Genomic DNA, 24038 nt, shown 5'->3' with positions numbered 1-24038 from the left:
CCCGGCGGGCGGGCCGCGGGTCCGAGGGGACGCTGCTGCGCGCGGACGTGGCCCGGCTGCCGCTGTGCGACGGGGCCCTGGACGCGGTGTTCGCCGCCGGGCTGATCGCCCACCTGCCCGAGCCGGCGGCGAACCTGCGCGAGCTCGCCCGTGTGGTCCGCCCCGGCGGCCGGCTCGCGCTGTTCCATCCGATCGGTCGGGCCGCGCTCGCCGCCCGCCACGGCCGCGAGCTGACCCCGGACGACCTGCGGGCCGAGCACAACCTCGGCCCGCTGCTGTCCGGTTCCGGCTGGGAGATGACCTCGTACGCCGACGAGGACGCCCGCTTCCTGGTGCTGGCCGTACGCCGCGCCTGAGAAATCCCTTCTTGTACGTCGGCCCGCGCGGCGGAATCCGGCAGGACCCGGGGGCTACGCGGGAGGCTGGGCCTCCGCTCCGGCGGGGCGGCGCGGATGGGGCACGGGGCAGCCGCCCGCCCCGGGTACCGGGAAGGTCCCGAGCTCGCCCACGTCGTAGCCGTGGGGGTAGCCCTTGATCTCCGGGTTCTGGCGCACGTAGTGCGGGGCCCTCCGCGGAGGGAGCAGCCGTACCGCACGGCCGCGCAGCCGCAGGGCGCCGCGGACCAGACGCAGGACGCCGGGGTGCGGGCGGTCGTACCGGAAGGCGTCCAGCAGGGGCTCGTCGAGGAGGGCGAGGCTCGCGCCGCGCACGGCGGGGGCGAGGGGCGCCGGATACCAGGAGGCCATCAGGCCGAGGGTGGAATCGGCGACCTGGCGGGCGCCCTCGTCCCAGCCGAAGTGGGCCTTCTCGTAGGCGTCGAGGGTGGCCTCGAACTCCTCGAAGGAGCCCGGAACGTCCTTGATGCCCATGTGCTTGCCGAGCGTCGCGTAGTAGTTCGCGCAGGCGCGGCGCTCGTGGTGGGTCAGCGGACGCCAGCCGTAGGCGTCGATCCAGCGTGCCGGAATCACCACGAAGGTGCACAGAACGTAGCGCATGTCGTCGTTGGAGATGTCGTAGCTGCGGTGCATCTGGTTGACGCGGCGGATCGCGGTCCGCGCCGTGTCGTGCTCGAAGCCGTGCTCCACGACCGCGTCGAGGAGCAGCGCGGTGTCGTCGTAGCGCTTCTGGGGGCGTTCGGTGAACTCGCCCGTCTCGGCGAGCAGGCTCCCGATGCTCGGGACCGCGTAGGTGCGGAAGAGCGCGAGCTCCATGGCACGGGTGAAGTCCCAGGGGAATTCGTAGGTGGCGGTGAGCCGGTAGATGGCGAGGAAGTCCTTCTCGGGGTCGAGCCGGAGGATCTCCTTCAGCCGGTCGTAACGCTGCACCGGTCTCCCTTTCTGTGGCGGGGGCTCAACTCTACGTGCAGGTAGCGGGCTTGAAATTCGCTGCCCGCCGGGTCTCGACGTGCGAGTTACCGGCTGGTTAGGGTGCGCCGACGAGAGTGCGACCGGGAAGATCGGGAGGCCACGTGCCGGACGATGAGGGCGGGGGCTCGCTGTACGTGCTGACCGCCGTACTGCTGACCCCCACGCAGTTCCCGGCGTTGCTCGGCGACGACTTCCCAGAGGCCTGCGCGCAGCTGGGCGTGCCGCCCGTCGCGGAGGGGTACGGGCTCGTGCTCGGCCAGGACGAGGCGGGCGCCCGCTGGACGGTCGTCGTGGACGACGTCTCGCTCGTGGCCGCCGCCATCGCCTCCTGGGACTGCGGCATGGAGTACGACCTGTCGCCCGACGAGCGGTCGGTCGTGCTCTCGCTGGCGGGCTGGCCGCTGGAGCTGACCGTGTCGACGCCCGGCATCCCGGCGCCGCACGACCCGGAACGGGGCGCGGACGGGACCGGGCGGGTGCCGCTGGCGCCCCCCTCGGGGGACACCTGGGGGCCCGTGCAGCGCCGGCTGGGCGCGGACCAGATCGCCCGGGAGTGGGCCGACTGGCGCGAGCGCGTGGCGGAGGACGGCGGGGCCGCGGCCGCGGCGCACCCGGGGCTCGCGCGGGCGCTGCGGGAGGCCGTGGAGTACACCCGGCAGGCGCCTCCGCCGGGGCGGGTCCGGTCGGCGTTCGCCGGCGAGGGCGTGCGGACCCTCCGGGCGGACGGGCCCGGCTGGTCCCTGGTGGCCCGGACCGGCGACGCGGCGTTCGTGCTGCTCGACGACGAGCCCGGCGAGGTGCTGGCGGTACCCCGCGACGGTGTGGAGGAACTGCCCGAGCTTTCCGGTCTGCTGGCGGCGCTGGACCGCGTCGCCGTACGGCCGGTGTGACACACGAGTGACGGACGGGGAGCGGTGATGGTGGAATCGAAGCCGGTGGGGACGGTCGTGGGCGGCCGGGCGGAGGCCGTGGACGACGACTGGGGGCGGGAGCGGGCCGTGATCCGGCTGGATGCCGGACAGTTCGGTCCGGAGGCCCTCTTCGGGCTGGAGGACTTCTCCCACCTGGAGGTCGTCTACCACTTCGACCGGGTTCCGGTGGAGAAGATCGAGACGGGTGCCCGGCACCCGCGCGGGAACCGGGACTGGCCGCTGGCCGGCATCTTCGCCCAGCGCGGCAAGAACCGGCCCAACCGGCTCGGCGTCTCCCGGTGCCGGGTGCTGAAGGTGGACGGCCTGGACGTGCACGTGGAGGGCCTGGACGCGGTGGACGGCACCCCGGTGCTCGACCTCAAGCCGTACATGGAGGAGTTCGGGCCCCGCGGCGAGGTCCGCCAGCCCCAGTGGGCAACGGCCTTGATGCGCGACTACTACTGAGCCGGCCCGCCCGGCCGGACGCGGGAGCCGCGGCCGGCCGGGCGTCTGCGCGCGACGGGCGTCTGCACGCGTCGGCTGCCTGCGCGCACCGGCCGCTCAGACCCGTTCGAGCGGTATGTGCGGCAGCGGCGGGAGGGTGACCGTGATGGTGTCGCCGGGACGGACCGTGCCGCCCTGCTGGACCACGCCCATGATTCCGGCCTTGCGGACGATCCGGCCCTCCGCATCCCGGCCGACGACCTGCTTGAGCAGTCCGTCCTGGAAGGCGTTGATCTGCGGGCACGGGTTGCGCAGGCCGGTCACCTCCACGACCGCCTCCTCGCCTATGCCGAGCAGGGTGCCCGTCGGCAGGGCGAGCAGGTCTATGCCCTCGGTGGTGACGTTCTCCCCGAGCTGGCCGGGCGCGACGCTGAAACCGGCTTCGGCTACCTCGTCGAAGAGTTCCCGCTGGATCAGGTGCACCTGCCGCAGGTTCGGCTGGGTCGGGTCCTGCGCCACGCGCGAGCGGTGCTTGACCGTGACCCCCGCGTGCACGTCCCCGTCGACGCCGAGTCCGGTGAGCAGGGTGATGCTCTCCCGGTTCGGCTTCGTGAAGGAGTACACGCCGTTGCTGCTGACTGCCGCGACCTGTGCCGTGTTCATGTGAATCGTCCCCCCTTGCCTTGCCGCTCCGGCCGCTCTCAGCGGCCGAGCCGCTTTCTCGACATACCCCGCACCCGACGCCTCTGGGAGGAGTCCAGGAGCAGGTACGCCAGCACCGGGACCCCGATCAGGACCGCCAGCGCCGGCCAGAATCCGAACAGCCAGAACAGCACGACGGCTGCCGCGACCGCGACGACCGCGGTCCTTCCGCTCCTCGACATCTGCGGACACCTCCTCCTGCGTCGGCCACTACCCGCACAACGCGCCACGCCGATGGTGAGTTCCCGGCCACGGGGACCCTACGCGAAGCCCGGACCCCCCGCGCGACGGCGGGCGGGCTGTCCGCGGACGACCCGGCGGAATCCGGCTGACCCCGGCCGGGTTTCGGCACGGACTGGCCGACGCGGCGCTTGTCGGGGCCCCGGGCCCGCACCACGATGGGGGCGCTCCGCTCACCGCGGCTGCACGGCCCCTCGGGAGGGTGACATGGGCGATCCGTCGTTGGCGCTGCCGGGCGGGGCCGACCCCGTCGAGCGCACGCACGTCCTGCGGCGGGCGCACGAGGCCTTCACCCGGGACGGGCGGGTGGAGCCGCCGGTCCGGGCGGTGATCGCGAAGTCCTGGCGGCGCTGCGCCCGGGCCCGCGTCAGCCCCGAGTGCGCGCCCCGCCTGGAGCGGCCGGAGGCGGAACTGCTGGCGTACCGGGAGCGGCATCCGCTGGCCCGGGTGATGCCGCTGTTCCGGGATCTGGTGGGGGCGTTCGCGGCGCACGGGGCCCATCTGCTGGCGGTGTGCGACGCGCGGGGCGGGCTGCTCTGGGTGGAGGGCGAGCCGGCCACCCTGCGGCGGGCCGAGGGGCTGGGTTTCGTACCGGGCTCGCGCTGGGCGGAGACGGCGATGGGAACCAACGCCCCCGGTACGGCGGTCGCGTTGGGGGAGCCGGTCCAGGTCTTCGGGGCCGAGCACTTCAGCCGCCGCGTGCACCCCTGGACCTGCGCGGCGGCCCCGGTGCGGGACCCGCGCACGGGCCGGGTGCTGGGTGCGGTGGACATCACCGGCGGGGATGGGCTGGCCCACCCGCACTCGCTGGCCTTCGTCCAGGCGGTGGCCCGGGCGGCCGAGGCCCAGTTGGCGCTGCTGACGCCGCCCCCGGACGCGGCGGCCCCCGACACGCTCGCCGCGCTGGGCCGGGACGAGGCGCTGCTGGTGCTCGGCGGGCGGCGGATCGCGCTGGGGCGGCGGCACAGCGAGATCCTGACCCTGCTCGCGCAGCACCCCGAGGGGCTGTCCGGGGAGGAGCTGGCCTACGCCCTGTACGAGGACGAGTCGGTGGCGGCGGTGACCCTGCGGGCGGAGATGTCCCGGCTGCGCGCCCTGCTGGGCGCCGGGAACCTGCTCTCCCGCCCGTACCGCACGGCCGTCCCGCTGGAGGCCGACTTCTCCGCCGTGACCCGGCACCTGGCGGCGGGCGCCGTCTCGGCCGCCCTCACCCGCTATCCCGGTCCGTTGCTGCCGGCCTCGTCGGCCCCTGGCATCGTCCGGCTGCGGCGGCGGATCGAGGACCAGGCGCGGGCGGCGGTGATCGCGCGGGCGGACGTGGGGCTGCTGTCGGACTGGGTGTGCAGCCCGTGGGGTGCGGAGGACCCGGCGGTGTGGCGGGCGCTGGCCGCGGCGCTGCCGCCGCGGGACCGGCCGGCCGCGCTGGCCCGCGTACGTTCCCTCGACGAGGAACTGGGCGCGGGCCGTGCAACGTTCCCGCAACCTGCCCGCTCCTAGCCTCCTCCCCGAGCGCTGTCCGACGGCGGGCGGCGCCCGGCAAGGGGAGGACCACCATGGCCCGTTACGCTGCGCCCGGTACCGAGGGCGCCCTGATGTCGTACGCGTCCCGCTACGGCCACTTCATCGGCGGCGAGTACGTGGAGCCCGCGCGCGGCCGGTACTTCGAGAACCCCTCCCCCGTCGACGGCAAGCCGTTCACGGAGGTGGCGCGCGGGACGGCGGAGGACGTGGAGCGGGCCCTGGACGCCGCGCACGCGGCGGCCCCGGCGTGGGGCCGGACGTCCGTCACGGAGCGTGCGGGCATCCTGCTGCGCATCGCGGACCGCATGGAGCAGAACCTGGAGGCGCTGGCGGTCGCGGAGACCTGGGAGAACGGCAAGCCGGTCCGTGAGACCCTCGCCGCCGACCTCCCGCTCGCCGTCGACCAGTTCCGCTACTTCGCGGGGGCGCTGCGCGCGCAGGAGGGCGCGCTCAGCCAGCTGGACGACGACACGGTGGCCTACCACTTCCACGAGCCGCTGGGCGTCGTCGGGCAGATCATCCCGTGGAACTTCCCGATCCTGATGGCGGTGTGGAAGCTGGCCCCGGCGCTGGCCGCCGGCAACACGGTGGTCCTCAAGCCCGCCGAGCAGACCCCGGCCTCCGTCCACTACTGGCTGAGCCTGGTGGCGGACCTGCTGCCGCCGGGCGTGGTGAACATCGTCAACGGCTTCGGCGAGGAGGCGGGCAAGCCGCTGGCGTCGAGCCCGCGCGTGGCGAAGGTGGCCTTCACCGGGGAGACGGCCACGGGCCGGCTGATCCTGCAGTACGCGGCGGAGCACCTGAAGCCGGTCACCCTCGAACTCGGCGGCAAGAGCCCCAACCTCTTCTTCGACGACATCTGGACGACGGACGACGACCTGCGCGACAAGGCCCTGGAGGGCTTCACGATGTTCGCGCTGAACCAGGGCGAGGTGTGCACGAGCCCCTCGCGCGCGCTGATCGAGCGCGGCCGCTACGGCGACTTCCTGGACGCGGCGGTCGCCCGCACCGAACTCATCGTGCCGGGCCACCCGTTGGACACGGACACGATGATCGGCGCCCAGGCCTCGGAGGAGCAGCTGCGGAAGGTCCTCTCGTACGTGGAGATCGGCCAGCGGGAGGGCGCGAAGATCCTGACGGGCGGCGGGCGCATCGACCACGGCGGCGACCTGTCCGGCGGCTTCTACGTCCAGCCGACCATCTTCGAGGGGGACAACCGGATGCGGATCTTCCAGGAGGAGATCTTCGGCCCGGTGGTGTCGGTGACCTCGTTCGAGGACTTCGACGACGCGGTCCGCATCGCCAACGACACGGCCTACGGCCTGGGCGCGGGCGTCTGGACCCGCGACATCAACACGGCGTACCGCGCGGGCCGCGCGATCCAGGCGGGCCGCGTCTGGACGAACTGCTACCACGCCTACCCGGCACACGCGGCGTTCGGCGGCTACAAGCAGTCGGGCATCGGCCGCGAAACCCACAAGATGATGCTGGAGCACTACCAGCAGACGAAGAATCTCCTCGTCTCCTACTCGCCGAAGCGGCTCGGCTTCTTCTAGGAGCACAAAAAAACGGCGTCTGACCTGGGCTTTTGCCCGTCAGGCGCCGTTGGCTCGAACCCGCTCGACGCGGACATCGGTCTTTCCCGTTCCTCCCAGTAGACGGTTGGCTTGCTCCTGAACACCATCGAGGAACTCGGCGTAATACTTGAACAGAACGTGGATGCTGTGACCGGCCCGCCGAGCACACTCAGCAGGGTCAACGCCCGAGTGGAGCCAGAACGAGATCCCGGCATGCCGGAGGGTCGTAGGGCCGCTTCGCCAAACCGGCCGCGAGCTCAGTGCGGGTCAGGACGTACCCCCGCGCCCTCGACCACGTGATCCCGTACGCAGCCGCCTCCACATAGTTGCCTGCCTGGTTCTGGAACAGCCGCCCGTCCGGAGCGACACCGAAGCGCCCGGCGTGGGCACGCAGGACGCGGACGAACTGCGGCGGAATGGGTACAGGTCGGGTCGCCGTCGCGGCACGGCGCTTGCGCGAGTGGACTTCGTAGACCTCACCGTCGTCCGTCCAGTCCTTACCCGCGGTGACGACGCCACCCGTCAGATTGAGCAACCGTTTCGCCGCCTTGCCACTGCGCACGACACACCGGAAGAGCTGAGCTCACTTGGTCGCCCAGGCACTTGCCCGACCTCTGGCGGACCCTCCGCACCGAGCGCCCGCGCAGTCGAAACGCCAGGGCCGCCTTCCTGTCCCGCCTGAACTGCGGAAGGTCACAACCGTGGGGGGCGCGGCATGCGGTCCAGACGTCGCATCGCTTTGCCGAAGGTCTTGTCCACACGGCGGCGGCCGGCGCGCATCATCAGGCGTACGGGCCGGGAGCCGTCGGCAGCCATGGTCCAGCTGACCCTGGTCCGCGTCTGGGACAGCGGGGTCAGGCTCCACTCCTCCATCATCGCCGTGATGCCGGGCACGTTCGTCTCCTCGATGCGGTAGGCGAAGCGCTCGCCCGGATCCCAAGCAATGACGGCCTCCTGGAACCGAAGGCCGCCGGCGACGCGCAGTTGCCGCTTCGTGCCGATGCCGAACGGGGGCGCTCCCTGGTATTGGCATTCCCGCGCGAAGCCGAGCCAGCGGGGCCAATCCTGCGGCCGGGCGGCGAGCTGCTCGAAGAGGAGGTCCGCCGGCGTATGGAGGTCCCGGGTGCATGCTTGCCGGACGGGTGCGCGTGCGAGGAACCCCAGGTCTTCGAAGCGCAGCCGGTGCGTCATGGTGCCATCGTCGAGCCTTCCGGCCATGTGCGCAGCACGGGTGCTTCGCAAGGGGTACGAGGTTCGGCTGTCGGGGGTGGCCGGTGCCCTGTCGGGCTATTCGCGGGCGTCAGCAGGGGCCCGGTCCTGCGGGCGGACTTACGGTGCTAGAGCCCGTGCCCGCCGAGAATCCGAGGAGACAGGAATGGCTGGGGCCTTCAAGGGAGTGATTCAGCAGGACATCCGGGAGTCGGTTCCGGACTGGGAACCGTACGCGGAGCCACAGGCTCCCGAGGGCGCGCCGAACGTGCTGTACCTGGTGTGGGACGACATCGGCTTCGGGACCTTCGACGTTTTCGGCGGGCTGGTGGAGGCCCCGGCGATGCGCCGGATCGCCGACATGGGAGTGAAGTTCACCAACTTCCATACCACGGCGCTGTGCTCCCCGACCCGGGCGTGTCTGCTGACGGGCCGGAACGCGACCAGCAACGGGGTGGCCTGCGTCATGGAGGCCACCAGCGGGTTCCCCGCGTCCAACGGCCGGATGCCGTTCGAGAACGCCACCTTGGCGGAGGTGCTGGTGGAGCGGGGGTGGAACACCTACGCCCTGGGCAAGTGGCACATGTGCCCGGGTGAAGAGGCCAACATGGCGTCTTCCAAGCGGTACTGGCCGCTGAGCCGCGGGTTCGAACGCTTCTACGGATTCCTCGGCGGCGAAACCGACCAGTACACTCCGGACCTGGTCTACGACAACCACCGCATCGAGCCCCCGTACCTGCCGGACCAGGGCTACCACCTGTCCAAGGACCTGGCGGACAAGACGATCGAGTTCATCCGGGACGCCAAGGTGATCGCCCCGGACAAGCCCTGGTTCACCTACTTCTGCCCCGGCGCCGGGCACGCTCCGCACCACGTGCCGAGGGAGTGGGCGGACCGGTACGCGGGCAAGTTCGGCGACGGGTACGAGGTGTACCGGCAGCTCACGCTGCAGCGGCAGATCGAGTTGGGCATCATGCCGGAGGGCACCGAGCTCACGCCGATCAATCCCCACGGCGAGCCGTACGCGGCCAGTCCCAGCGGGAAGCCGTGGCCCGAGGGAGAGTTCGTGCGTCCCTGGGAGTCGCTGAACGCCGAGGAGAAGCGCCTCTTCACCCGGATGGCGGAGGTGTTCGCGGGGTTCGTCTCGCACACCGACGAGCAGATCGGGCGGGTACTGGATTACCTGGAGAAGTCCGGGCAGCTGGAGAACACGATCATCGTCGCGGTCTCGGACAACGGCGCCAGCGGGGAGGGCGGCCCGGACGGCTCGCTGAACGAGAACAACTTCTTCAACGGTGTGCCGGACGACATGGCCGAGAACCTGCGCCACATCGACGAGCTGGGCAGCCCGACCACCTACAACCATTACCCGACGGGGTGGGCCTGGGCCTTCAACACCCCGTTCAAGTACTGGAAGCGGTGGGCCTCCTACGAGGGCGGCATCGCCGACCCGATGATCATCTCGTGGCCCAAGGGAATCAAAGCGCGGGGCGAGGTCCGTCACCAGTACCTGCACGCCATCGACATCGTGCCCACCCTGTACGACCTGATGGGCATCGAGCCGCCGGCCATGGTGAAGGGCTTCGAGCAGAGCCCCGTGGAAGGCGCCAGCTTCCGGGCCCTCCTGGAGGACCCACAGGCCCCAGAGCCCCGGCAGACGCAGTTCTACGTCATGCTCGGCACCCGCGGCATCTGGCACGACGGCTGGCACGCCACGGCCCTGCACCCGCCGGTCCCGTCAGCGTGGGGCCGCTACGACGAGGACGTCTGGGAGCTGTACCACCTGCGCGAGGACCGATCCGAGAGCCGGGACCTGGCCGCCGAGTATCCGCAGAAGCTCGAAGAGCTCAAGCGCATGTGGGCGCAGGAGGCCGCCCAGTACAACGGTCTGCCGCTGGACGACCGCGGCGTCGTGGAAGTCATGGGCACCCCGCGGCCCCAGCTCGCCAAGCCGCGCGATCGGTACGTCTACTACCCCGACTGCGCCGACGTGCCGGAGTCCGTGGCGGTCAACATCCGCAGACGCTCCTACTCCGTCATCGCCGAGGTGGTCCTGGACACCCCCGAGGCACAGGGCGTGCTCTTCGCCCACGGCGGCCGGTTCGGCGGCCACAGCCTGTTCCTCAAGGACGGGCGTCTGCACTACGTCTACAACTGGCTCGGCAGCGTGGAGCAGAAGATCGTCTCCTCGGAGCCGGTCCGCCCTGGCAACCACCTCCTTTCTGCGACGTTCACCGCCGGCCAACCGGACAGCCAGGGCAGCATGCTGGGCACGCTCACCCTCCACATCGACGGACGGCAGGTCGGCCGGGGCGACATCAAGACCCAGCCGGGCGCCTTCTCGATGGTCGGGGAGGGGCTGACGGTCGGGCGCGACAGCGGCCAGCCGGTCTCCTCCGACTACGCCGCGCCGTTCCCGTTCATCGGCGGGACGATCGAGCAGGTGGCGGTGGACGTCAGCGGAGAGCCCTTCGCTGATATCGAGAAGGAGTTCGCCGCCATGTTCATGCGCGACTGACACCGGCGCCGTTGGGCGGGGCGTCTTCCTGGCGGTCGTCCGCCGCGCAGCGGAAGCCCTGGTGGCCGGTGCTGCTGTCGGGTGTGCTGGAGCTGCGGGCGGCCACCCGGTAGCGGCGGCAGTAGGAGGCGTGGCACAGGTAGGAGCCGCCGCGGATCACCCGGGCGGTGCCCGAGGCCGGGCCGGACGGGTTGTGGCGCCCGCCTCGCGCGTAGGCGGTGGGTGAGTACCAGTCGGCGCACCACTCCCAGACGTTTCCGCACACGTTGTAGAGTCCGTGGCCGTTGGGCGGGTAGGCGGTCACGGGCGCGGTGCCGTACCAACCGTCCGGGCGGGTGTGCTGACCGGGGAAACGGCCCTGCCAGACGTTCATCCGGCGCTCACCGCCCGGCTCCAGTTCGTCTCCCCAGGGGAACACGGCCTGCTCCAGCCCGCCCCGGGCCGCGTACTCCCACTCCGCCTCGGTCGGCAACCGCTTGCCCGCCCACGCCGCGTACGCGGCGGCGTCGTTCCATGACACGTGCACCACCGGATGGCTGCCGCGGTCCGCGGCATCGGAGCCGGCGCCCTCCGGACGGCGCCAGCACGCCCCGTGGACCTGACGCCACCACGGAGTCCGGGCGACGCTCCGGGTGTCGGGGAACCCGGGCGGCAGCAGCCCGGCGAAGACGAACGACCAGCCGTACCGCTCCGCGTCCGTCACGTACCCCGTCGCGGCCACGAACGCGCCGAAGTCCTCGTTGGAGACCGCGCACCGGTCGATCCAGTACGGCGCGAGCTCCACCTCACGGACCGGCCCCTCGCCATCCCCCGGCACCACCCACGGGTCCGCGGCGCCCATCAAAAACCTCGCCGCGTCCAGCCGTACCATCCCCCGTCTCCTGCCCGGTCCGCTCCCCTCGGGAGCCACCCGCTCGGCGCCGGACGGCGGCGCGGCGACCGGCGCCCCCGTACGTGGCCGGGACGGGCTGCAACACCCTCCACCCCTAGGACTGCCGGACATGAGTCACCCTTCTTTCGGCTCCCGCAAGGCGGCATACGCCTCGCGGACGGAGGAGAAGACACGGAGCTGACGGGTGGCGCCGTCCCGGAACGGGCTGGCGCGCAGCGCCGCCAGGACACGGTCGCGGGGGCGGGCCAGGACGAGCTCGCTGCCGTGCTCCCGCAGGTCGGCGGTCAGCTGTGCCAGGACCTCCGCCGCGGTGGAATCGAGGTAGAACACCGCCTCGGCGTCCAGGACCACGTACCGCGGATATAGTGCCCGCGCCCCGGCGAGGGACAGGACCCGCTGGTGGACGCGGTTGATGTTGGCGAAGAAGAGCGGCGCGTCCACCCGGTAGATCAGCACGTCCGAGACATCGGGCTCGTCCGGCGCCACCTCGTGGGGCACCCCGCCGTCATCGGGGACGGCCAACACGGCGTCACGGGGCCAGGCGGTGCGGCGGAGCAACTGCCCCAGCGCGAGGAGGACGGCGACCAGCAGTCCCTGGAGGACGCCCAACGCCACCACACTGACCGCAGCGACGAACGCGAGCACGCACTCCCCGCGCCAGTCGCGCCACAGCCGCACGAAACCCGCGACGTCGATCAAACCGAAACCCGACACGATGATCACTGCAGCCAGCACCGTCAGCGGAAGCAGCCCGATCACCGGACCACCGGTGACCAGAGCGAACACCACGAAGCCGGCGCCGACCAACTGGAACAACTGCGAGCGGGCCCCGCGCTGGGGGTCCTTCGCCGTCGGCGCAAAACCACCCAGTACACCCGCCCCCGCGCTCGCCACGCCCAGGGCCAGCGACTCCCGCGCCAGCGAGGCATGCTCCCGGGAACCCGCATCGGCCGCCCGGAGAGCGTCCACCGCCTCGATCGAGATAATCATGGCCATGCCGGCCGCAGCAGGCAGCAACGCCCACACGTCCCCGACGGTCACATCCGGCCAGGCCGGAACGGGCAGGCCACCGACAACCCGCCCGGCCACCGCCACACCGTGCCCCGACAGACCTGCCGCAGCCGATACCACGACCGCCACCGCACAGACGACGAGCGAGCCGGGCACCGCCGGCATCGCCCGCTTCAGCACCACGAGCACGGCCAGAGCGGCAAGACCCACCACGGCGGTCACCAGCTGCACCTGGTCCACATGGGTGAGCACCTCCCACACCCTGACCAGCGGACGGTCACTGGACGTCTTCACCCCCACGAGCGTGCCCACCTGACTGGCCACAACTTCCACACCCGTCCCTGCCGCATACCCGAGCATCACCGGCGCCGACAGGAAATTGGCGAGCCCCCGCAACCGCCCGGACGGCAGCAGAAGAACACCGGTCAACAGCGCCAGACACCCCGCAAGCGACGCCATCCGGCCGGCGTCGCCTCCGGCCCGGCCGCTCACCGCGGCGAACGTCATGATCGCCAAGGTCGACGAAGGGGCGACCGACACCCCCCGGGTGGACGTCAGCAGCGCGAACAGCACCATGCCCCCCACCGCGGTGTACAGACCGGCGGCCGGACTGAGGCCGGCCAGCTGCCCGTACGCCAGAGCCTGCGGCACGAGCATCACCGCGACGGCGAATCCCGTAACCGCGTCGGCGCGAGCCCAGCGCGCCGAATAGCCGCGCAGCTGGCCAAGGAGCGGCACCACGTTCTTCGCGGACACTCGCCGTGCATCCATCCGATCATTATCGATGGAAGAAACCGGCATTTCTGCCACAAAAGTACGTGTCACCCCTGGGTAATCGCATCGTCGCCGCCTCTCACTGAAGAACCCGGCGCCACGTCGCCCGGCACCCGGCCCCCTTGTCCGCCAGTCGCACCACCAGCGGGGAGGGGTGGACGCCGACGGCTTCGCCGTACGCCTGGCGGCCGTGGCCCATTACCGCCTGACCGACGGTGAGCCGGCGGTGCGCCTGCGCCGGGCTTCGCGCAAGCGCTTCCTGCCCGGAACGATCAGTCGCTGACACCCCATCCGCGTACGACTTCGTCGCGGCACCATCGCGCGCCACCCCGGCCTCGGGTGACGCCCGTCGAGGCCCACCCGAACTACAGGCCGCGGCAGATCTCGCGAGCCTGCCCCGGCCGCCGCATAGCGGTTGACGGCAACCTCGCCGACAGGACCCTTCTCGGTGCACTTCCCGGGATCGAACCCGTCCAGCGTCTCGCAGGCGGCGCGCGCGTCTGCTGCCGCGGTCCCGCCGGTAGGGGAGTCGGCGTCGGCGCTCATCGCCCATGCAGCCCCCACCCCCGCAGCGCCGAGTACGAGCCCGGCGACGAGGGAGAGCCGGCACTGCAGCCGTCCGGGACCTGGCCACCGGCGCCCAACTGCACTCCCTGGACGCCCACTCCATCATGGTATTCACCGTCACCACCGCTGCTTTGTCCGACGGCACTCCTGTGGCCATCACCACCAGTGACGACCTAACGATCACTGCCTGGAACCTCATCACTGGCCAGTCGGTGTGGTGCTCCCAATTGCCATATCGAGGGAGGCGAATTGCGTGCACCGACGTGGGCTTCCTGGTTGCATATGCGCAGGACATCGTGTACTTCGTCTGGAACCCGAAGGTCTTCACAGAGGTCCGAGTCGCACGGCATCAGCAGGGGAAGCCGCAGCAGGACTGTGGACCATGAGTCGTCAAACGAGCGGGCGGCGGGCGGAGCGTGCGGCCGCCACGTAGCCGACCGCGGTGGAAACCGAAAGCCGAACAGGTCCACCAGAGCACACCCGGCGCTCTCTCGCGCCTCGCCCAAGATTCAAGCTTCCTCCGTGAACCGACATCTCATGAGACACCCGGGCCGTAGAGAACATCTCCACGCCCACGACGGATGGACCACCGTCGCCGTCGGAACCCACACCGACGGCCACAGCGTCCACCTCCACGGTGAGGACCACCTGCGGCAGTTCGCCCTCGTCTACGACGACGAAGCCGAAGCCGTGGCCGAGTTCCAACGCATCCACTCCGTCGCCGTACGCCCCGGCCTCTACGTAGTTGCCCGCCCGTCTCCGGAACAGCCGCCCATCCGGGGCCACGCCGAAGCGTTCGATCTGCCCGCCGTGTCATCCAGATGATGACTACGACTCCGCGAGGTGTTTTACGCCGCGAGGGCCGGGAGGGCGCCCGGGACGATGGCACGCAGCGGACGGGGCTGTTCGGCCCAGATGGTCTTTCCGACACCGGTGTGCCGGGTGCCCCACCGCTCACACAGCTGGGCGACCAGGAGCAGTCCGCGGCCGCCCTCGTCCAGCACCCGCGCGCGGCGGGGGTGCGGGGAGGTGCTGCTGGCGTCGGAGACCTCGCAGATCAGCATGCCGTTGTGGATCAACCGCAGCTCGATGGGGGCGTCGGCGTGCCGGATGGCGTTGGTGACCAACTCGCTGACGATCAGCTCGGTGGCGGGTACCGCCTCGTGCAGGCCCCACTGCTTCAGCTGGGCGGCGGTTCGGCGACGGGCTTCGGGCACGGCCGCCGGGTCGGCGGAGACACTCCAGGTGGCCATGTGGGCGGTGTCCAGCTGGTGCGTACGGGCGACGAGGAGGGCCACGTCGTCGTCCGGCTGGTCGGGAAGCAGGGAGTCGATGACCGTGTCGCAGACGTCATCCAGGGAGGGGGCGGGACGGGTCAGCGCGCGGCGCAGTGCCTGCAGACCGCTCTCGACGTCCCGGCCGCGGGCCTCGACCAGCCCGTCGGTGTACAGCACCAGGAGGCTGCCCTCGGGCAGGGTGAATTCGGCGGCTTCGAAGGGCACGCCTCCCACACCCAGGGGCGGCCCCGGCTCCAGATCGAGGAGGTCGACGGCGCCGTCCGGACTGACCACAGCGGGCGCCAGATGGCCGGCGCTGGCCACGGAGCAGTGGCAGGAAACGGGGTCGTACACGGCGTACAAACAGGTCGCGCCGATCTCCCCGTCGGGGCGGGCCCTCTCCCGCGCCTCTTCGATGATGAGGTCGTCGAGGTCCGTCAGCAGTTCGTCAGCGGGCAGGTCGACGTCGGCCAGCGTACGCACCGCGGTACGCAGTCTGCCCATGGCGGCGGAGGCGTGGATGCCGTGGCCGACCACATCGCCGACGACGAGGGCCACCCGGGCCCCGGACAGGGGGATGACATCGAACCAGTCGCCGCCGACGCCGGCATGCGGTTCGGCGGGAAGATAGCGCGTCGCGGTCTCCACGGCTTGCAGGGTGGGCAGCCTCTGCTGCAGCAGACTGCGCTGGAGCGCCAGGGCGGCTCCGTCATTGTCCTCCGGAATCGTTGCCTGCACCGACCAGCACTGGACGGCGGCGTCGACGCCGAGCAGCGGGCACGCCCGCACATCGGTCTCGATCCGGTATCCGGTGCGGTGCCGCAGGACCACTCTGCCGATCCACGACTTGTGTTCGGCCAGGTGTCGGCGGGCCAGTTCGGGCAGCCGCCGGTCCGCCAGGAGCCCGGAGGCCGAACGGCCGACGATGTCATGGGGGGAGTAGCCCAGCAGCAGCTGGGCGCCCGGACTCCAGGCGACGACCGTGCCCGCGTCGTCGACGGCGGCCACCGCGATCTCCGTCGCCGGCAGGAACCCCTCGGTACCGGTCTGCGCAAGCGTGCGGTACCTCAGCCCGGACCGCGTGCCGCGACGATCAGTGCGCTCAGTGCGCCCTGGTGACCGGTGGGAGGTAATCCGCCACGAGCGTGCGCTGCCACCAGGCGCCGGTGTCACACCGTTCGCGCCGGCCGGTGAAGCGGTAGCGGTAGAGCCGGGCGCGCAGGAAGGTGGGGGGAGCGGTCGGGAAGGGGTTGTCCCTGAGCAGCCTGAGCAGGGACGGATCGTTGTCCAGGAGCTTGACGAGGAGCGGCGCCAGCCAGTTCCGGGCGTACGCGGGCGACAGCGCGGCGAACCACATCAGCCAGTCGAGCCGCAGGTGGTACGGGGCCACCTGGGGCGCCCGTCGACGAAGGTCACCCGGCTTGCCCTTGAAGCCGTATTCCTTCCAGGGCGTGTCGTCCGTGATCTCGGGCTCGTCGGTTCCCTCGATCACCACCTCCAGACGCACCTTGCTGATGCTGCCGAAGGCCCCGTAGGTGTTGCCCAGGTGGAAGGGGTTGAACGAGAAGTTCATCCGCTGGTGCCGCGAGAGCATGTTGCGCACCGGCCAGTAGCTGAGCACCGCCACCAGGGCCGTGACGGCGATCACCAGGCCCTCGAACCACACCGGCGTGGCCGCGAACGCGGGAGGCCGCGGCAGGGGGAGCACCTGCGCCGCCGCACCTGCGTCGACGGCGGACAGGGCGAGCAGGATGGCCAGCCAGTTGAGCCAGGCGAAGTTGCCGGACGCCACGAGCCACAGCTGGGTGGCGACGACGAATCCCGCGGCCGCGCTCGCGACGGGCTGCGGCGCGAACAGCAGTACCGGTGCCACCAGCTGCGCCACATGGTTGGCCGCCACCTCGGCCCGGTGCAGCGGCCTCGGCAGGTGGTGGAAGAACCGGCTGAGCGGCCCCGGCATCGGCTGGGTCTCGTGGTGGTAGTAGAGGCAGGTCAGGTCCCGCCAGCAGGAGTCGCCGCGCAGTTTGATCAGTCCCGCTCCGAACTCCAGCCGGAACAGCAGCCAGCGCAGCAGGAACAGCACCAGGACGGGGGGCACGGTGCGCGCGTTGCCGAGGAAGACGGCGAGGAAGCCCGCCTCCAGCAGCAGGGACTCCCACATGAACGCGTACCAGGTCTGCCCGACGTTGACGATGGAGAGGTACAGCACCCAGGGGCACCCCCACATCAGCATGGCGGCCCACAGGGGCACCCGGTCCGCCGCCCCCGCGGCCAAGGCGGCGGAGAGGACCAGGCCCGTCCAGGCGATCACGGCGAAGAACCGGTCCGAGTAGTGGAGGTGGAACACACTCGGTGTCCGCCGGAACGTGGTGGCCGCCAGGAAGCGCGGCACCGGAAGCAGCCCGTGCTCGCCGATGAGCGCACGGTACTGGTGGATCGAGCTCAGGAAGGCCACGAGGTAGAGGAGGGCCAGACCTCGCTGGAACACCAGTCGGCCCAGCCAGTAGTCGGTGTCCGCGAACCACTCCACGGCAATCTCCTACGTCGAGGTCGAGGAAGACGCCGCGCATGCCCGGCGGCCACACCCGGCATGACCGGGCGTGGCCGTGACGCGTTGCCGTGACTGCGTGAGCGTCAGGATTCACCGGGCTCGGACGGGAAGAAGGTGATCAAAGTGGCGGTGCCCTCGGGATCCACGAGCTGGACGGCTGCCTCCGGGACGTTCTCGGTCGATACGTCGATCTCCTGGGGGCGCGGCACATGTGCCGAAGTACGACGGGGTGGGGCGGCGCCTGACCGCCCACGCCGACGACGACCACGTCGTCCTTCGGGTCGTAGGCCACGTAGGAGAGGCGCCGCGGCACGAGCAACGCCCGTAGAGGCTTCTCCGCCCCGGCACGTTCACATGCCGGGTTCGCTGCGGCTCTCTCCTTCGCTGGTCCGTCCTTCGGCGCTCTGTCCTTCGGCGCCGGATGAGATGGCGCTCTGCGGGCCGCCGCCCGCTTCTGCGGTTCGGCCTTCGACGGCCTGCCGCTTGCCGATCTCGATCTTGCGGCGCTGTTGCTGCTGCATCTTCGGGACGGTCACGGTGAGGACGCCGTTGTCCAGGTCAGCGTCGCAGTGCTCGCTGTCCGCGCCTGCCGGCAGGCTGGTGCGGTACATGAACTTCCCGGTCCTTCGGGTGAGCACCTTGCCCTGGTGCTCCTCGGACAGTTCACCGCTGATGACGAGCTCATCGCCCTCGACTTCGATGTTGATGTTTTCGGGCGGGTAGCCGGGCAGTTCCGCCTTCACGATGTACGAGTCGTCGGTCTCCTCCTCTTCGGCCATCGGCAGCCACGCCCCACCGGTCGCAGTCGGAAGGGCAGTCCCCTCCAGAAGCCGGCCCATGTCGTCCCACATGCTTTCGAACTGTCGGAACGGGTCCATACCCGCTGCCGCCAGGGCGGGAAGACCGCCGCGGCGTCGCATGATCGGGGCCATCACAACCACCTCCATGCATGTTCAACTAAACCGGCACGCCGTCCGGTTTATGGGGCGGCTACCCCGCCACCAGCGCCTAAACCTGTCGGCACGCCGCACCCGGCATCGTTCGTCGAGGGCCGAGCGGCAGGCCTCGCCCCCGACAAGCTGACGTACGAACGACACGGGCGAGGCGAGCCGACCGCCGCTCGGAGCCCAGGCGGCTGGGGTACCGCGGCCGCCTGCTGCCGCCCTGGCAGGGGCAACGGGTCAAGGCTGCCATCCCCGGCACACAGGCTGACGCGACGGCTCAGCGCCTGCGGCTCATGGGCCCTGCGGCACGGCACTCCGCCTGTCCGGCTATCGGACAGGGCGTTGCGGCGAGGCATGCGGCCGCACACACTGGGCCGACCTGGCCCTCCACAGAAAAGCGGTCCCGCCATGGGCGAACACGTGCACATCCGCCGGCCGGACGGCATGGACGTATCAGCAGCCGGTGAACTGGTCGAGACGTACCGCTGCCGGTGCGGCAGTACGTGGACCAAGGTCTACGGCATCGAAGGAGGCCAAGCGGACGAATTTCCCGGCAGCTGAGCCGCCCGCCGCCGCCCGGGCACGCAGACGACCTATGAAACGGGCTCCCTGCGCCGGCATTGCCCGGATCAGGTGCTGGGGGTCGCCTTCGGGTCACCACACCCTCCGGCCTCTCAGCCCGACAGCCGCTGTCGGCCCCGGCGGACATCATTCCCTTTCCGCCAAAGTCGGCTACTCCGGTCGAGCTCCCTCGCTCGCTTCATAGGCCTACTTTTCGCTTACCCCGCAGCCAGGGAGGGAAACATCCGATTTGCGAAATTTCTCCCCGTCGAAGCCGGTGCTTCTTGCCCGCGCGGCGGTGCGGTCGGCACACCGCGGGCCGGAGGGACCCCTCACCGGCCGGCCGTCGGCGCAGGCCCTGGCTACCGTGCGGGAAGGGTGAGTTCGCCTCCGCGGTAGAAGCCTTCCCGCTCCTCGACGACGTACGGGGCCATGACCTCACGCCGCCGTTTCTCCGCGTCCGAGGACCGCCACGCGTCACACGCTTGCCTGGAGTCCCAGAGAGACACGCCGGTGATCTCCTGCCCGTCCTCGGACCAGTACGCGTACGCGTGCCGCAGGCCGTCCGGGAGGGTACCGGGGCGCCACGCACGCTCGAACTCCTCCAGCTTGCCCGGCTCGATGCGGCGCGTTGTCACCCAGACGAAACGCTCCTCCATTTCCGGCCTCCTCACGAGAGCAAATCGACCCCTCCCCTGTTCGACCACCGTAGGTCCACGGGGCCCCTTCCGCCTGGGCGGCGGCAGGAGCAAGCCCTGGAGACTTGCGGTGCAGCCCGAGGGCCCGGACGCTCGGCACCTCCGCCGAGGGCCGTCGCGGTGCTCTCGTCGAGTACCGGACGTGGTGGGCACGCCCCAGCGCGTCCGCCCGGTCCTGCCAGCCGGAAGCCGCCACGAGCTGGGGCGTCGGTCGCCATCTCCGCCTGTTCATGGCGAACCTCTTCCCGGCTTCGGCTCCGGCTGTCGGTCCAGGTGCTGCGCCCACACGCCCGCCGCCTGCTCGGGGAGGCGACTCTGGAAGCAAGCGTGCCGCCTGGGACGCGGTCAGGCCGGGCGGTCATGGTGATCACAGCCACCTGCACAGCATCCGCGGCGTGTATCCACGCGACTGCAGAACGCCGTCCACGGGAAGCGTGCCCAGCGCGATCGGGCCCCAGGGCAGGAGGCGCACTCCCGGTCCGGCCCGTCAGAGCTGCTCGCGGATCAGGTCCTCCAGCGAGCCCTCGGGCACGGAGCCGTCGGGGGTGAGCTTGTCGACGGCCTGGGGCAGGGTCTGGGCGAGCTGGTCAGCGGCTTCCTCGGGAGAAACGCCCGCCTGCTGGGCCACGTGGTCCAGCGCCTGGTACGGGAGCGCCTGCGCGACCTCGGGGCCGCTGACCGCCTGGTTGCGGCCCCTGCCGATCCACGAGTCGGTCTGTGCGCCGAGCCCGCCCTCCTTCAGGGTGTCCAGCAGTGCGCCCAGCGGGTTGCTGCCCGCGCCGTGCGTGCCGGCCCCGCCGAGCGAGCTCAGCAGCGCCCCCAGCAGCGCACCGCCCTTGCCGCCCTGCTCGCCTCCGAGCAGTCCGCCGAGCAGATTTCCCAGGTCATCGCCCATCCCCGTCACCCTTCCTCGCGTGCTGGCATCCACCCCGTTATACGAGCCGCCCCCCACCGCACCGCTCCCCTGGCCCGCTGGCCCCAGCGCGTTCACCCGTACGACGCCCCGCCGGGCGGTGGGCACCCCGCTGCGGCCTCCCCGCCCCGACGCCGACGGGCTCCGCCGGCCGGATCACCGGCTGACGCGCTCAGCGTTGATAGGTCCCGACGAGGGTGCCGGAGGCCAGCTCTCTGCCCTTCAGGGCGCGGTGCACGTCCTCCGCATCCGGACGATCGTGCAGCGACAGTGGCTCGGACAAGGCGTACAGGCGGAAGAAGTAGCGGTGCGGCCCGTGCCCCGGTGGCGGCATCGGCCCGCCCCAGCCCACGCGCCCGAACCCGTTGGGCCACGGCAGGCCGCCCACCGGCTTCTGCCCCTCCACCACCCCGGTGGTCCCCGGATCGATGCCGGTCACCAGCCAGTGCAGGAACGTCCGCCCCGGTGCGTCCGGATCCTCACACAGGAGCACCAGCTCCGTGGCCTCGTGGGGTACCCCCGACCAGGTCAGGGGCGGCGAGATGTTCTCGCCCTCCCCGCTGTACCGACGGGGGATCGACGCATGGTCGTCGAACGCGGTACTGCTGAGTTCAATTCCGCTCACACGCGCCGCCTTACCCGCAACTGCGGCACCGCCACCGGTCCGCACCGCAAACACCCCGTTCGGCGGATCCCCGAACGGCCTCCGCCAGGCTGCGCCCTGGAGACCCTTGCCGGCCGACGGCAGGTGCTCATCCATGTCGATCTGCCCGGTCCGCCGACCTGAGCCGGCGCCTCATTCCAGATCGTTGCCGGCCAGCCGGAGTGCCACTTCCTGGAGGATGCCTTCGGTGTGCGGCTCGGCGCCCGTCTCCTCGTAGGCGTCCGCGACCGCGTCGAAGGCGGTGATGAAGCCGCTGACCAGGGCGCTCAGCGGTTCGGACAGCTGGCTCAGCATCGCCTGGCCGATCTCTTCGGTGGTCGCGTCGGCGGGAACCGTGAACCGGTCGGGGATGACCTCGCCCAGCAGATCCGAGACGAGGCTCTCGTCGACGCCGGCACGCAGACCCGTCAGGGCGGCGATGGCCTTGAGCTTGATCTCGTTCGCGGTCATGTTCCGAGGATGCCCCGGCCATGGCCGCGTCGGCATGCGCGCGGCGCGCTCGGCTTCAAGGATGGGAGCATCCGAAGCCGACGGCGGAGCGGAGGAGGGCCGAAGTGGATGCCCGAATTCCGACGACGATGCGGGCCTGGGTGGCACCCGCCGCCCGCCCGGGGACGGTCGAGTGCGCCGAGCTTCCCGTACCCGCTCCGGCGCCCGGGGAGCTGCTGGTCCGGCTGCACGCGTGCGGTGTGTGCCGGACCGATCTGCACGTCCGCGACGGCGACCTGCCGCCCCACCGGGATCGGGTCGTACCCGGCCACGAGGCCGTCGGCGAGGTCGTCGCGACCGGCAGCGGGGTCACCGGACCACAGCTCGGCACCCGGGTCGGCATCCCGTGGCTGCGCAGCACGTGCGGTGCGTGCCGGTTCTGCACGCGGGGCCGGGAGAACCTGTGCCCTGCGTCCCGCTACACCGGCTGGGACGCGCACGGCGGCTACGCCGAGTACGCCACCGTGCCCGCGCGCTACGCGTACGAGCTGCCGGCCGGCTACCGCGCCGAGGAGCTGGCCCCGCTGCTGTGCGCGGGGATCATCGGCTACCGGGCCCTGCGCCTGGCTGACCTGCCCGAACGCGGTCGCCTCGGCATCTACGGGTTCGGCGCCTCCGCCCACCTCACGGCGCAGCTCGCCGTCGCGCAGGGCGCCGTCGTCCACGTACTCACCCGCTCCCCCGCCGCCCAGGCCCTCGCCCGGGAGCTCGGCGCCGCCTCGGCAGGCGACGCCGGCACGGGCCCGCCGGAGCCGCTGGACGCCGCGATCCTCTTCGCCCCCGACGGCGCCCTCGTCCCCGTGGCCCTGGAGGCCCTGGACAGCGGCGGAACGCTGAGCATCGCGGGGATCCACCTCTCCGACATCCCCCCGCTGGACTACCAGCGCCACCTCTTCCGCGAGCGCACCGTCCGCAGCGTCACGGCCAACACCCGCGAGGACGGGCGCGCCTTCCTCGCAGCGGCCGCCGAACACCGCCTCCGCGCTACGGTCACCGCGTACGACTTCGCCCAGGCCGACACAGCCCTGGACGACCTCGCAGCCGGCAGGGTCCGAGGGGCGGCAGTGCTGCGGATGCCCGTGGGGACGTGAACGGGGAGTCCACCGGGCTGCTGTGCTGTTGCGGTGGCTATATGCCGTAAAGCAGCCAGGCCATGATCCGGTCGAGTGGGTCTTCGTACGGCTGGGAGGCAGCCCGGTATACAACCCAATGAGGGGCCGACTGCTCCGCAGTGGCTGCCGTGTACCTCACCCGCACGGGTATGCGTACCGGATGACTGGCGGCCTGCGGCTCTTGGCGGCGTTCGGCGTCGTAGGCGGACCGTCGCAGTGGATCGTGCAGGGTTTGGTAGGCGTCGATGACCTCGGCCAGTTGTGCAGCAGCCGTCGGCCCGCTCGGACGGGCGTCCGGGTGGAGGGCGCGGATCAGTGCGCGGTAGGCGCTTGTGATCTGCTCCGGGGACGCCTCCGCGTGGAGTCCGAGGACGGTGTAATGGTCGCGCGGCGGGCGCGAGGCGCCCATTTTCCTCACCTCCGGAACGACCGGCCTCTCCCATCCGTGATAAGGCGCGTCGGAAATGTTGTCAACGTAACCCTGGCGGGCTGTTCGACTGGCCGAGAAGGCCCGCCGTCCGACGCGGTAGCCGGGTCGTTGGCGACCGCGGTTTCCCGTATCGCGAGACGGTCACGCTGCACCCGCTCCTCGCGCGTCTCCCTTCGGGCTCTCGTCGTCGACGATCTCCGCGTCGACGACTTCTTCCTCCGTGCCGGACGACCCGGTGTCGGATGTCGGCCCGTCACCGGCTGCGGCGGCTCGTTGCGTGTCGTAGAGGGCGGTGCCGATCTTCTGGGCGACGGCGCCGGCGTGCTCTGTCGCCGTGCGGATGGCTGTCGTGTCCTGGCCCTTGAGCTTCTCCTTGAGGTCCGCGATGGCGGTTTCGGTCTCGGTCTTGAGGTCGGCCGGGATCTTGGACTCGTTGTCACGCAGCAGCCTCTCGGTCTGGTAGACGAGCTGTTCGGCGCTGTTGCGGGTCTCGGCCTCCTCCTTGCGGCGGCGGTCTTCCTCGGCGTGCTGCTCGGCCTCGCGGATCATGCGGTCGATGTCCTGGCGGGGCAGCGAGGAGCCGCCGGTGACGGTCATCTTCTGCTCCTTGCCCGTGCCGAGGTCCTTGGCCGTGACGTGCATGATGCCGTTCGCGTCGATGTCGAA

General features: G+C 71.2%; 26 protein-coding genes, 2 pseudogenes and 1 riboswitch. Of the genes and pseudogenes, 10 read left to right on the top strand and 18 right to left on the bottom strand.

From position 1 onward, the window contains the following. Positions 1–356 (top strand): methyltransferase domain-containing protein (locus AB0F18_RS29590; RefSeq protein WP_362066140.1); only part of this gene is annotated, 356 nt, incomplete at its 5' end. Positions 357–410: 54 nt separating this feature from the next. On the opposite strand, the gene AB0F18_RS29585 is transcribed toward AB0F18_RS29590, so the two are convergent. Further along, entirely contained in the window at positions 411–1325 is a 915-nt protein-coding gene (locus AB0F18_RS29585) for an oxygenase MpaB family protein (protein ID WP_362066138.1), read from the bottom strand. Between the two features lie 143 nt (positions 1326–1468). On the opposite strand from AB0F18_RS29585, the gene AB0F18_RS29580 reads away from it, so the two are divergent. Together AB0F18_RS29580 and AB0F18_RS29575 are read left to right on the top strand one after the other, a co-directional pair. After that, positions 1469–2257, top strand: coding sequence for a hypothetical protein (locus tag AB0F18_RS29580; RefSeq protein WP_362066136.1), 789 nt, complete (start codon positions 1469–1471; stop codon positions 2255–2257). Positions 2258–2284: 27 nt separating this feature from the next. Further along, positions 2285–2743 (top strand): SAM-dependent methyltransferase, encoded by a 459-nt coding sequence (locus AB0F18_RS29575; RefSeq protein WP_362066134.1) that lies wholly within the window; start codon positions 2285–2287, stop codon positions 2741–2743. A 96-nt stretch (positions 2744–2839) separates the two neighbouring features. Here AB0F18_RS29575 and AB0F18_RS29570 read toward each other — a convergent pair whose 3' ends face one another. Next, positions 2840–3385 (bottom strand): MOSC domain-containing protein, encoded by a 546-nt coding sequence (locus AB0F18_RS29570; RefSeq protein WP_362066132.1) that lies wholly within the window; start codon positions 3383–3385, stop codon positions 2840–2842. Between the two features lie 38 nt (positions 3386–3423). Next, positions 3424–3606, bottom strand: coding sequence for a hypothetical protein (locus tag AB0F18_RS29565; protein ID WP_362066130.1), 183 nt, complete (start codon positions 3604–3606; stop codon positions 3424–3426). 265 nt (positions 3607–3871) lie between these two features. On the opposite strand from AB0F18_RS29565, the gene AB0F18_RS29560 reads away from it, so the two are divergent. After that, the gene (locus tag AB0F18_RS29560) at positions 3872–5161 is read left to right on the top strand and encodes a GAF domain-containing protein (RefSeq protein ID WP_362066128.1); all 1290 of its coding nucleotides are present in this window, start codon (positions 3872–3874) and stop codon (positions 5159–5161) included. 56 nt (positions 5162–5217) lie between these two features. Further along, entirely contained in the window at positions 5218–6741 is a 1524-nt protein-coding gene (locus tag AB0F18_RS29555) for an aldehyde dehydrogenase family protein (protein WP_362066126.1), read from the top strand. A gap of 199 nt (positions 6742–6940) precedes the next feature. Here the strand turns inward: AB0F18_RS29555 and AB0F18_RS29550 are convergent, their stop codons facing one another. Beyond that, complete coding sequence (locus tag AB0F18_RS29550; RefSeq protein WP_362066124.1) at positions 6941–7324, bottom strand: hypothetical protein; 384 nt, start codon at positions 7322–7324, stop codon at positions 6941–6943. 131 nt (positions 7325–7455) lie between these two features. Further along, on the bottom strand, positions 7456–7953 hold the full coding sequence (locus tag AB0F18_RS29545) for an SRPBCC family protein (RefSeq protein ID WP_362066122.1): 498 nt from the start codon (positions 7951–7953) through the stop codon (positions 7456–7458). Between the two features lie 184 nt (positions 7954–8137). On the opposite strand from AB0F18_RS29545, the gene AB0F18_RS29540 reads away from it, so the two are divergent. Then, positions 8138–10489 (top strand): arylsulfatase, encoded by a 2352-nt coding sequence (locus AB0F18_RS29540; protein WP_362066120.1) that lies wholly within the window; start codon positions 8138–8140, stop codon positions 10487–10489. Here AB0F18_RS29540 and AB0F18_RS29535 read toward each other — a convergent pair. Both AB0F18_RS29535 and AB0F18_RS29530 read right to left on the bottom strand, forming a co-directional pair. Then, positions 10476–11360 (bottom strand): formylglycine-generating enzyme family protein, encoded by an 885-nt coding sequence (locus AB0F18_RS29535; RefSeq protein WP_362066118.1) that lies wholly within the window; start codon positions 11358–11360, stop codon positions 10476–10478. The genes AB0F18_RS29540 and AB0F18_RS29535 overlap by 14 nt on opposite strands. Before the next feature lie 135 nt (positions 11361–11495). Then, positions 11496–13148: a SulP family inorganic anion transporter gene (locus AB0F18_RS29530; RefSeq protein ID WP_362066116.1), complete on the bottom strand. Its 1653-nt coding sequence runs from the start codon at positions 13146–13148 to the stop codon at positions 11496–11498. Between the two features lie 172 nt (positions 13149–13320). On the opposite strand from AB0F18_RS29530, the gene AB0F18_RS29525 reads away from it, so the two are divergent. Beyond that, on the top strand, positions 13321–13449 hold the full coding sequence (locus AB0F18_RS29525) for a hypothetical protein (RefSeq protein WP_362066114.1): 129 nt from the start codon (positions 13321–13323) through the stop codon (positions 13447–13449). Positions 13450–14255: 806 nt separating this feature from the next. Then, positions 14256–14558, top strand: coding sequence for a hypothetical protein (locus AB0F18_RS29520; RefSeq protein WP_362066112.1), 303 nt, complete (start codon positions 14256–14258; stop codon positions 14556–14558). A 23-nt stretch (positions 14559–14581) separates the two neighbouring features. On the opposite strand, the pseudogene AB0F18_RS29515 reads toward AB0F18_RS29520, so the two are convergent. The 5 genes and pseudogenes from AB0F18_RS29515 to AB0F18_RS29495 form a co-directional block, all read right to left on the bottom strand. Then, positions 14582–15712 (bottom strand): annotated as a pseudogene (locus AB0F18_RS29515) (ATP-binding SpoIIE family protein phosphatase); the annotation flags it as partial. A gap of 63 nt (positions 15713–15775) precedes the next feature. Next, positions 15776–16018 (bottom strand): annotated as a pseudogene (locus AB0F18_RS29510) (PAS domain-containing protein); the annotation flags it as partial. Positions 16019–16112: 94 nt separating this feature from the next. After that, the gene (locus tag AB0F18_RS29505; protein ID WP_362066110.1) at positions 16113–17540 is read right to left on the bottom strand and encodes a lipase maturation factor family protein; all 1428 of its coding nucleotides are present in this window, start codon (positions 17538–17540) and stop codon (positions 16113–16115) included. A 104-nt stretch (positions 17541–17644) separates the two neighbouring features. Then, positions 17645–17770, bottom strand: coding sequence for a hypothetical protein (locus AB0F18_RS29500; RefSeq protein ID WP_362066108.1), 126 nt, complete (start codon positions 17768–17770; stop codon positions 17645–17647). A 141-nt stretch (positions 17771–17911) separates the two neighbouring features. Beyond that, positions 17912–18493 (bottom strand): Hsp20/alpha crystallin family protein, encoded by a 582-nt coding sequence (locus AB0F18_RS29495; RefSeq protein WP_362066106.1) that lies wholly within the window; start codon positions 18491–18493, stop codon positions 17912–17914. Between the two features lie 420 nt (positions 18494–18913). On the opposite strand from AB0F18_RS29495, the gene AB0F18_RS29490 reads away from it, so the two are divergent. Next, a complete protein-coding gene (locus AB0F18_RS29490) occupies positions 18914–19066 on the top strand; it encodes a hypothetical protein (RefSeq protein WP_187344213.1) in 153 nt (50 codons plus the stop codon). 28 nt (positions 19067–19094) lie between these two features. Next, positions 19095–19268, bottom strand: a riboswitch (TPP riboswitch). A gap of 160 nt (positions 19269–19428) precedes the next feature. Here AB0F18_RS29490 and AB0F18_RS29485 read toward each other — a convergent pair. The 4 genes from AB0F18_RS29485 to AB0F18_RS29470 form a co-directional block, all read right to left on the bottom strand. After that, on the bottom strand, positions 19429–19725 hold the full coding sequence (locus tag AB0F18_RS29485; protein ID WP_079430502.1) for an antibiotic biosynthesis monooxygenase: 297 nt from the start codon (positions 19723–19725) through the stop codon (positions 19429–19431). Between the two features lie 526 nt (positions 19726–20251). Beyond that, positions 20252–20692: a YidB family protein gene (locus tag AB0F18_RS29480; RefSeq protein ID WP_362066104.1), complete on the bottom strand. Its 441-nt coding sequence runs from the start codon at positions 20690–20692 to the stop codon at positions 20252–20254. Between the two features lie 157 nt (positions 20693–20849). Continuing rightward, the gene (locus AB0F18_RS29475) at positions 20850–21302 is read right to left on the bottom strand and encodes a YbhB/YbcL family Raf kinase inhibitor-like protein (protein ID WP_362066144.1); all 453 of its coding nucleotides are present in this window, start codon (positions 21300–21302) and stop codon (positions 20850–20852) included. Positions 21303–21473: 171 nt separating this feature from the next. Beyond that, positions 21474–21791, bottom strand: coding sequence for a hypothetical protein (locus tag AB0F18_RS29470; RefSeq protein WP_362066102.1), 318 nt, complete (start codon positions 21789–21791; stop codon positions 21474–21476). Positions 21792–21919: 128 nt separating this feature from the next. On the opposite strand from AB0F18_RS29470, the gene AB0F18_RS29465 reads away from it, so the two are divergent. Continuing rightward, positions 21920–22921: a zinc-dependent alcohol dehydrogenase family protein gene (locus tag AB0F18_RS29465; protein WP_362066142.1), complete on the top strand. Its 1002-nt coding sequence runs from the start codon at positions 21920–21922 to the stop codon at positions 22919–22921. Positions 22922–22958: 37 nt separating this feature from the next. Here the strand turns inward: AB0F18_RS29465 and AB0F18_RS29460 are convergent, their stop codons facing one another. Both AB0F18_RS29460 and AB0F18_RS29455 read right to left on the bottom strand, forming a co-directional pair. Next, positions 22959–23351, bottom strand: coding sequence for a J domain-containing protein (locus AB0F18_RS29460; protein ID WP_362066100.1), 393 nt, complete (start codon positions 23349–23351; stop codon positions 22959–22961). Between the two features lie 162 nt (positions 23352–23513). Then, a partial coding sequence (locus tag AB0F18_RS29455; RefSeq protein ID WP_362066098.1) for an Hsp70 family protein occupies positions 23514–24038 on the bottom strand: 525 nt, incomplete at its 5' end.

It is taken from the genome of Streptomyces sp. NPDC029216, from assembly GCF_040648015.1.
Classification (GTDB): Bacteria; Actinomycetota; Actinomycetes; order Streptomycetales; family Streptomycetaceae; genus Streptomyces.
Note: the sequence above shows the minus strand (reverse complement) of the source record. Positions and strands in the feature narration are given on the sequence as shown.

Bases quoted from the DNA above. Each gene is read 5' to 3' on its own strand.
- AB0F18_RS29575 (WP_362066134.1), top strand. From the start codon at position 2,285: ATGGTGGAATCGAAGCCGGTGGGGACGGTCGTGGGCGGCCGGGCGGAG.
- AB0F18_RS29570 (WP_362066132.1), bottom strand. From the start codon at position 3,385: ATGAACACGGCACAGGTCGCGGCAGTCAGCAGCAACGGCGTGTACTCC.
- AB0F18_RS29565 (WP_362066130.1), bottom strand. From the start codon at position 3,606: ATGTCGAGGAGCGGAAGGACCGCGGTCGTCGCGGTCGCGGCAGCCGTC.
- AB0F18_RS29560 (WP_362066128.1), top strand. From the start codon at position 3,872: ATGGGCGATCCGTCGTTGGCGCTGCCGGGCGGGGCCGACCCCGTCGAG.
- AB0F18_RS29555 (WP_362066126.1), top strand. From the start codon at position 5,218: ATGGCCCGTTACGCTGCGCCCGGTACCGAGGGCGCCCTGATGTCGTAC.
- AB0F18_RS29545 (WP_362066122.1), bottom strand. From the start codon at position 7,953: ATGACGCACCGGCTGCGCTTCGAAGACCTGGGGTTCCTCGCACGCGCA.
- AB0F18_RS29540 (WP_362066120.1), top strand. From the start codon at position 8,138: ATGGCTGGGGCCTTCAAGGGAGTGATTCAGCAGGACATCCGGGAGTCG.
- AB0F18_RS29535 (WP_362066118.1), bottom strand. From the start codon at position 11,360: ATGGTACGGCTGGACGCGGCGAGGTTTTTGATGGGCGCCGCGGACCCG.
- AB0F18_RS29495 (WP_362066106.1), bottom strand. From the start codon at position 18,493: ATGGCCCCGATCATGCGACGCCGCGGCGGTCTTCCCGCCCTGGCGGCA.
- AB0F18_RS29490 (WP_187344213.1), top strand. From the start codon at position 18,914: ATGGGCGAACACGTGCACATCCGCCGGCCGGACGGCATGGACGTATCA.
- AB0F18_RS29485 (WP_079430502.1), bottom strand. From the start codon at position 19,725: ATGGAGGAGCGTTTCGTCTGGGTGACAACGCGCCGCATCGAGCCGGGC.
- AB0F18_RS29470 (WP_362066102.1), bottom strand. From the start codon at position 21,791: ATGACCGCGAACGAGATCAAGCTCAAGGCCATCGCCGCCCTGACGGGT.
- AB0F18_RS29465 (WP_362066142.1), top strand. From the start codon at position 21,920: ATGCGGGCCTGGGTGGCACCCGCCGCCCGCCCGGGGACGGTCGAGTGC.
- AB0F18_RS29460 (WP_362066100.1), bottom strand. From the start codon at position 23,351: ATGGGCGCCTCGCGCCCGCCGCGCGACCATTACACCGTCCTCGGACTC.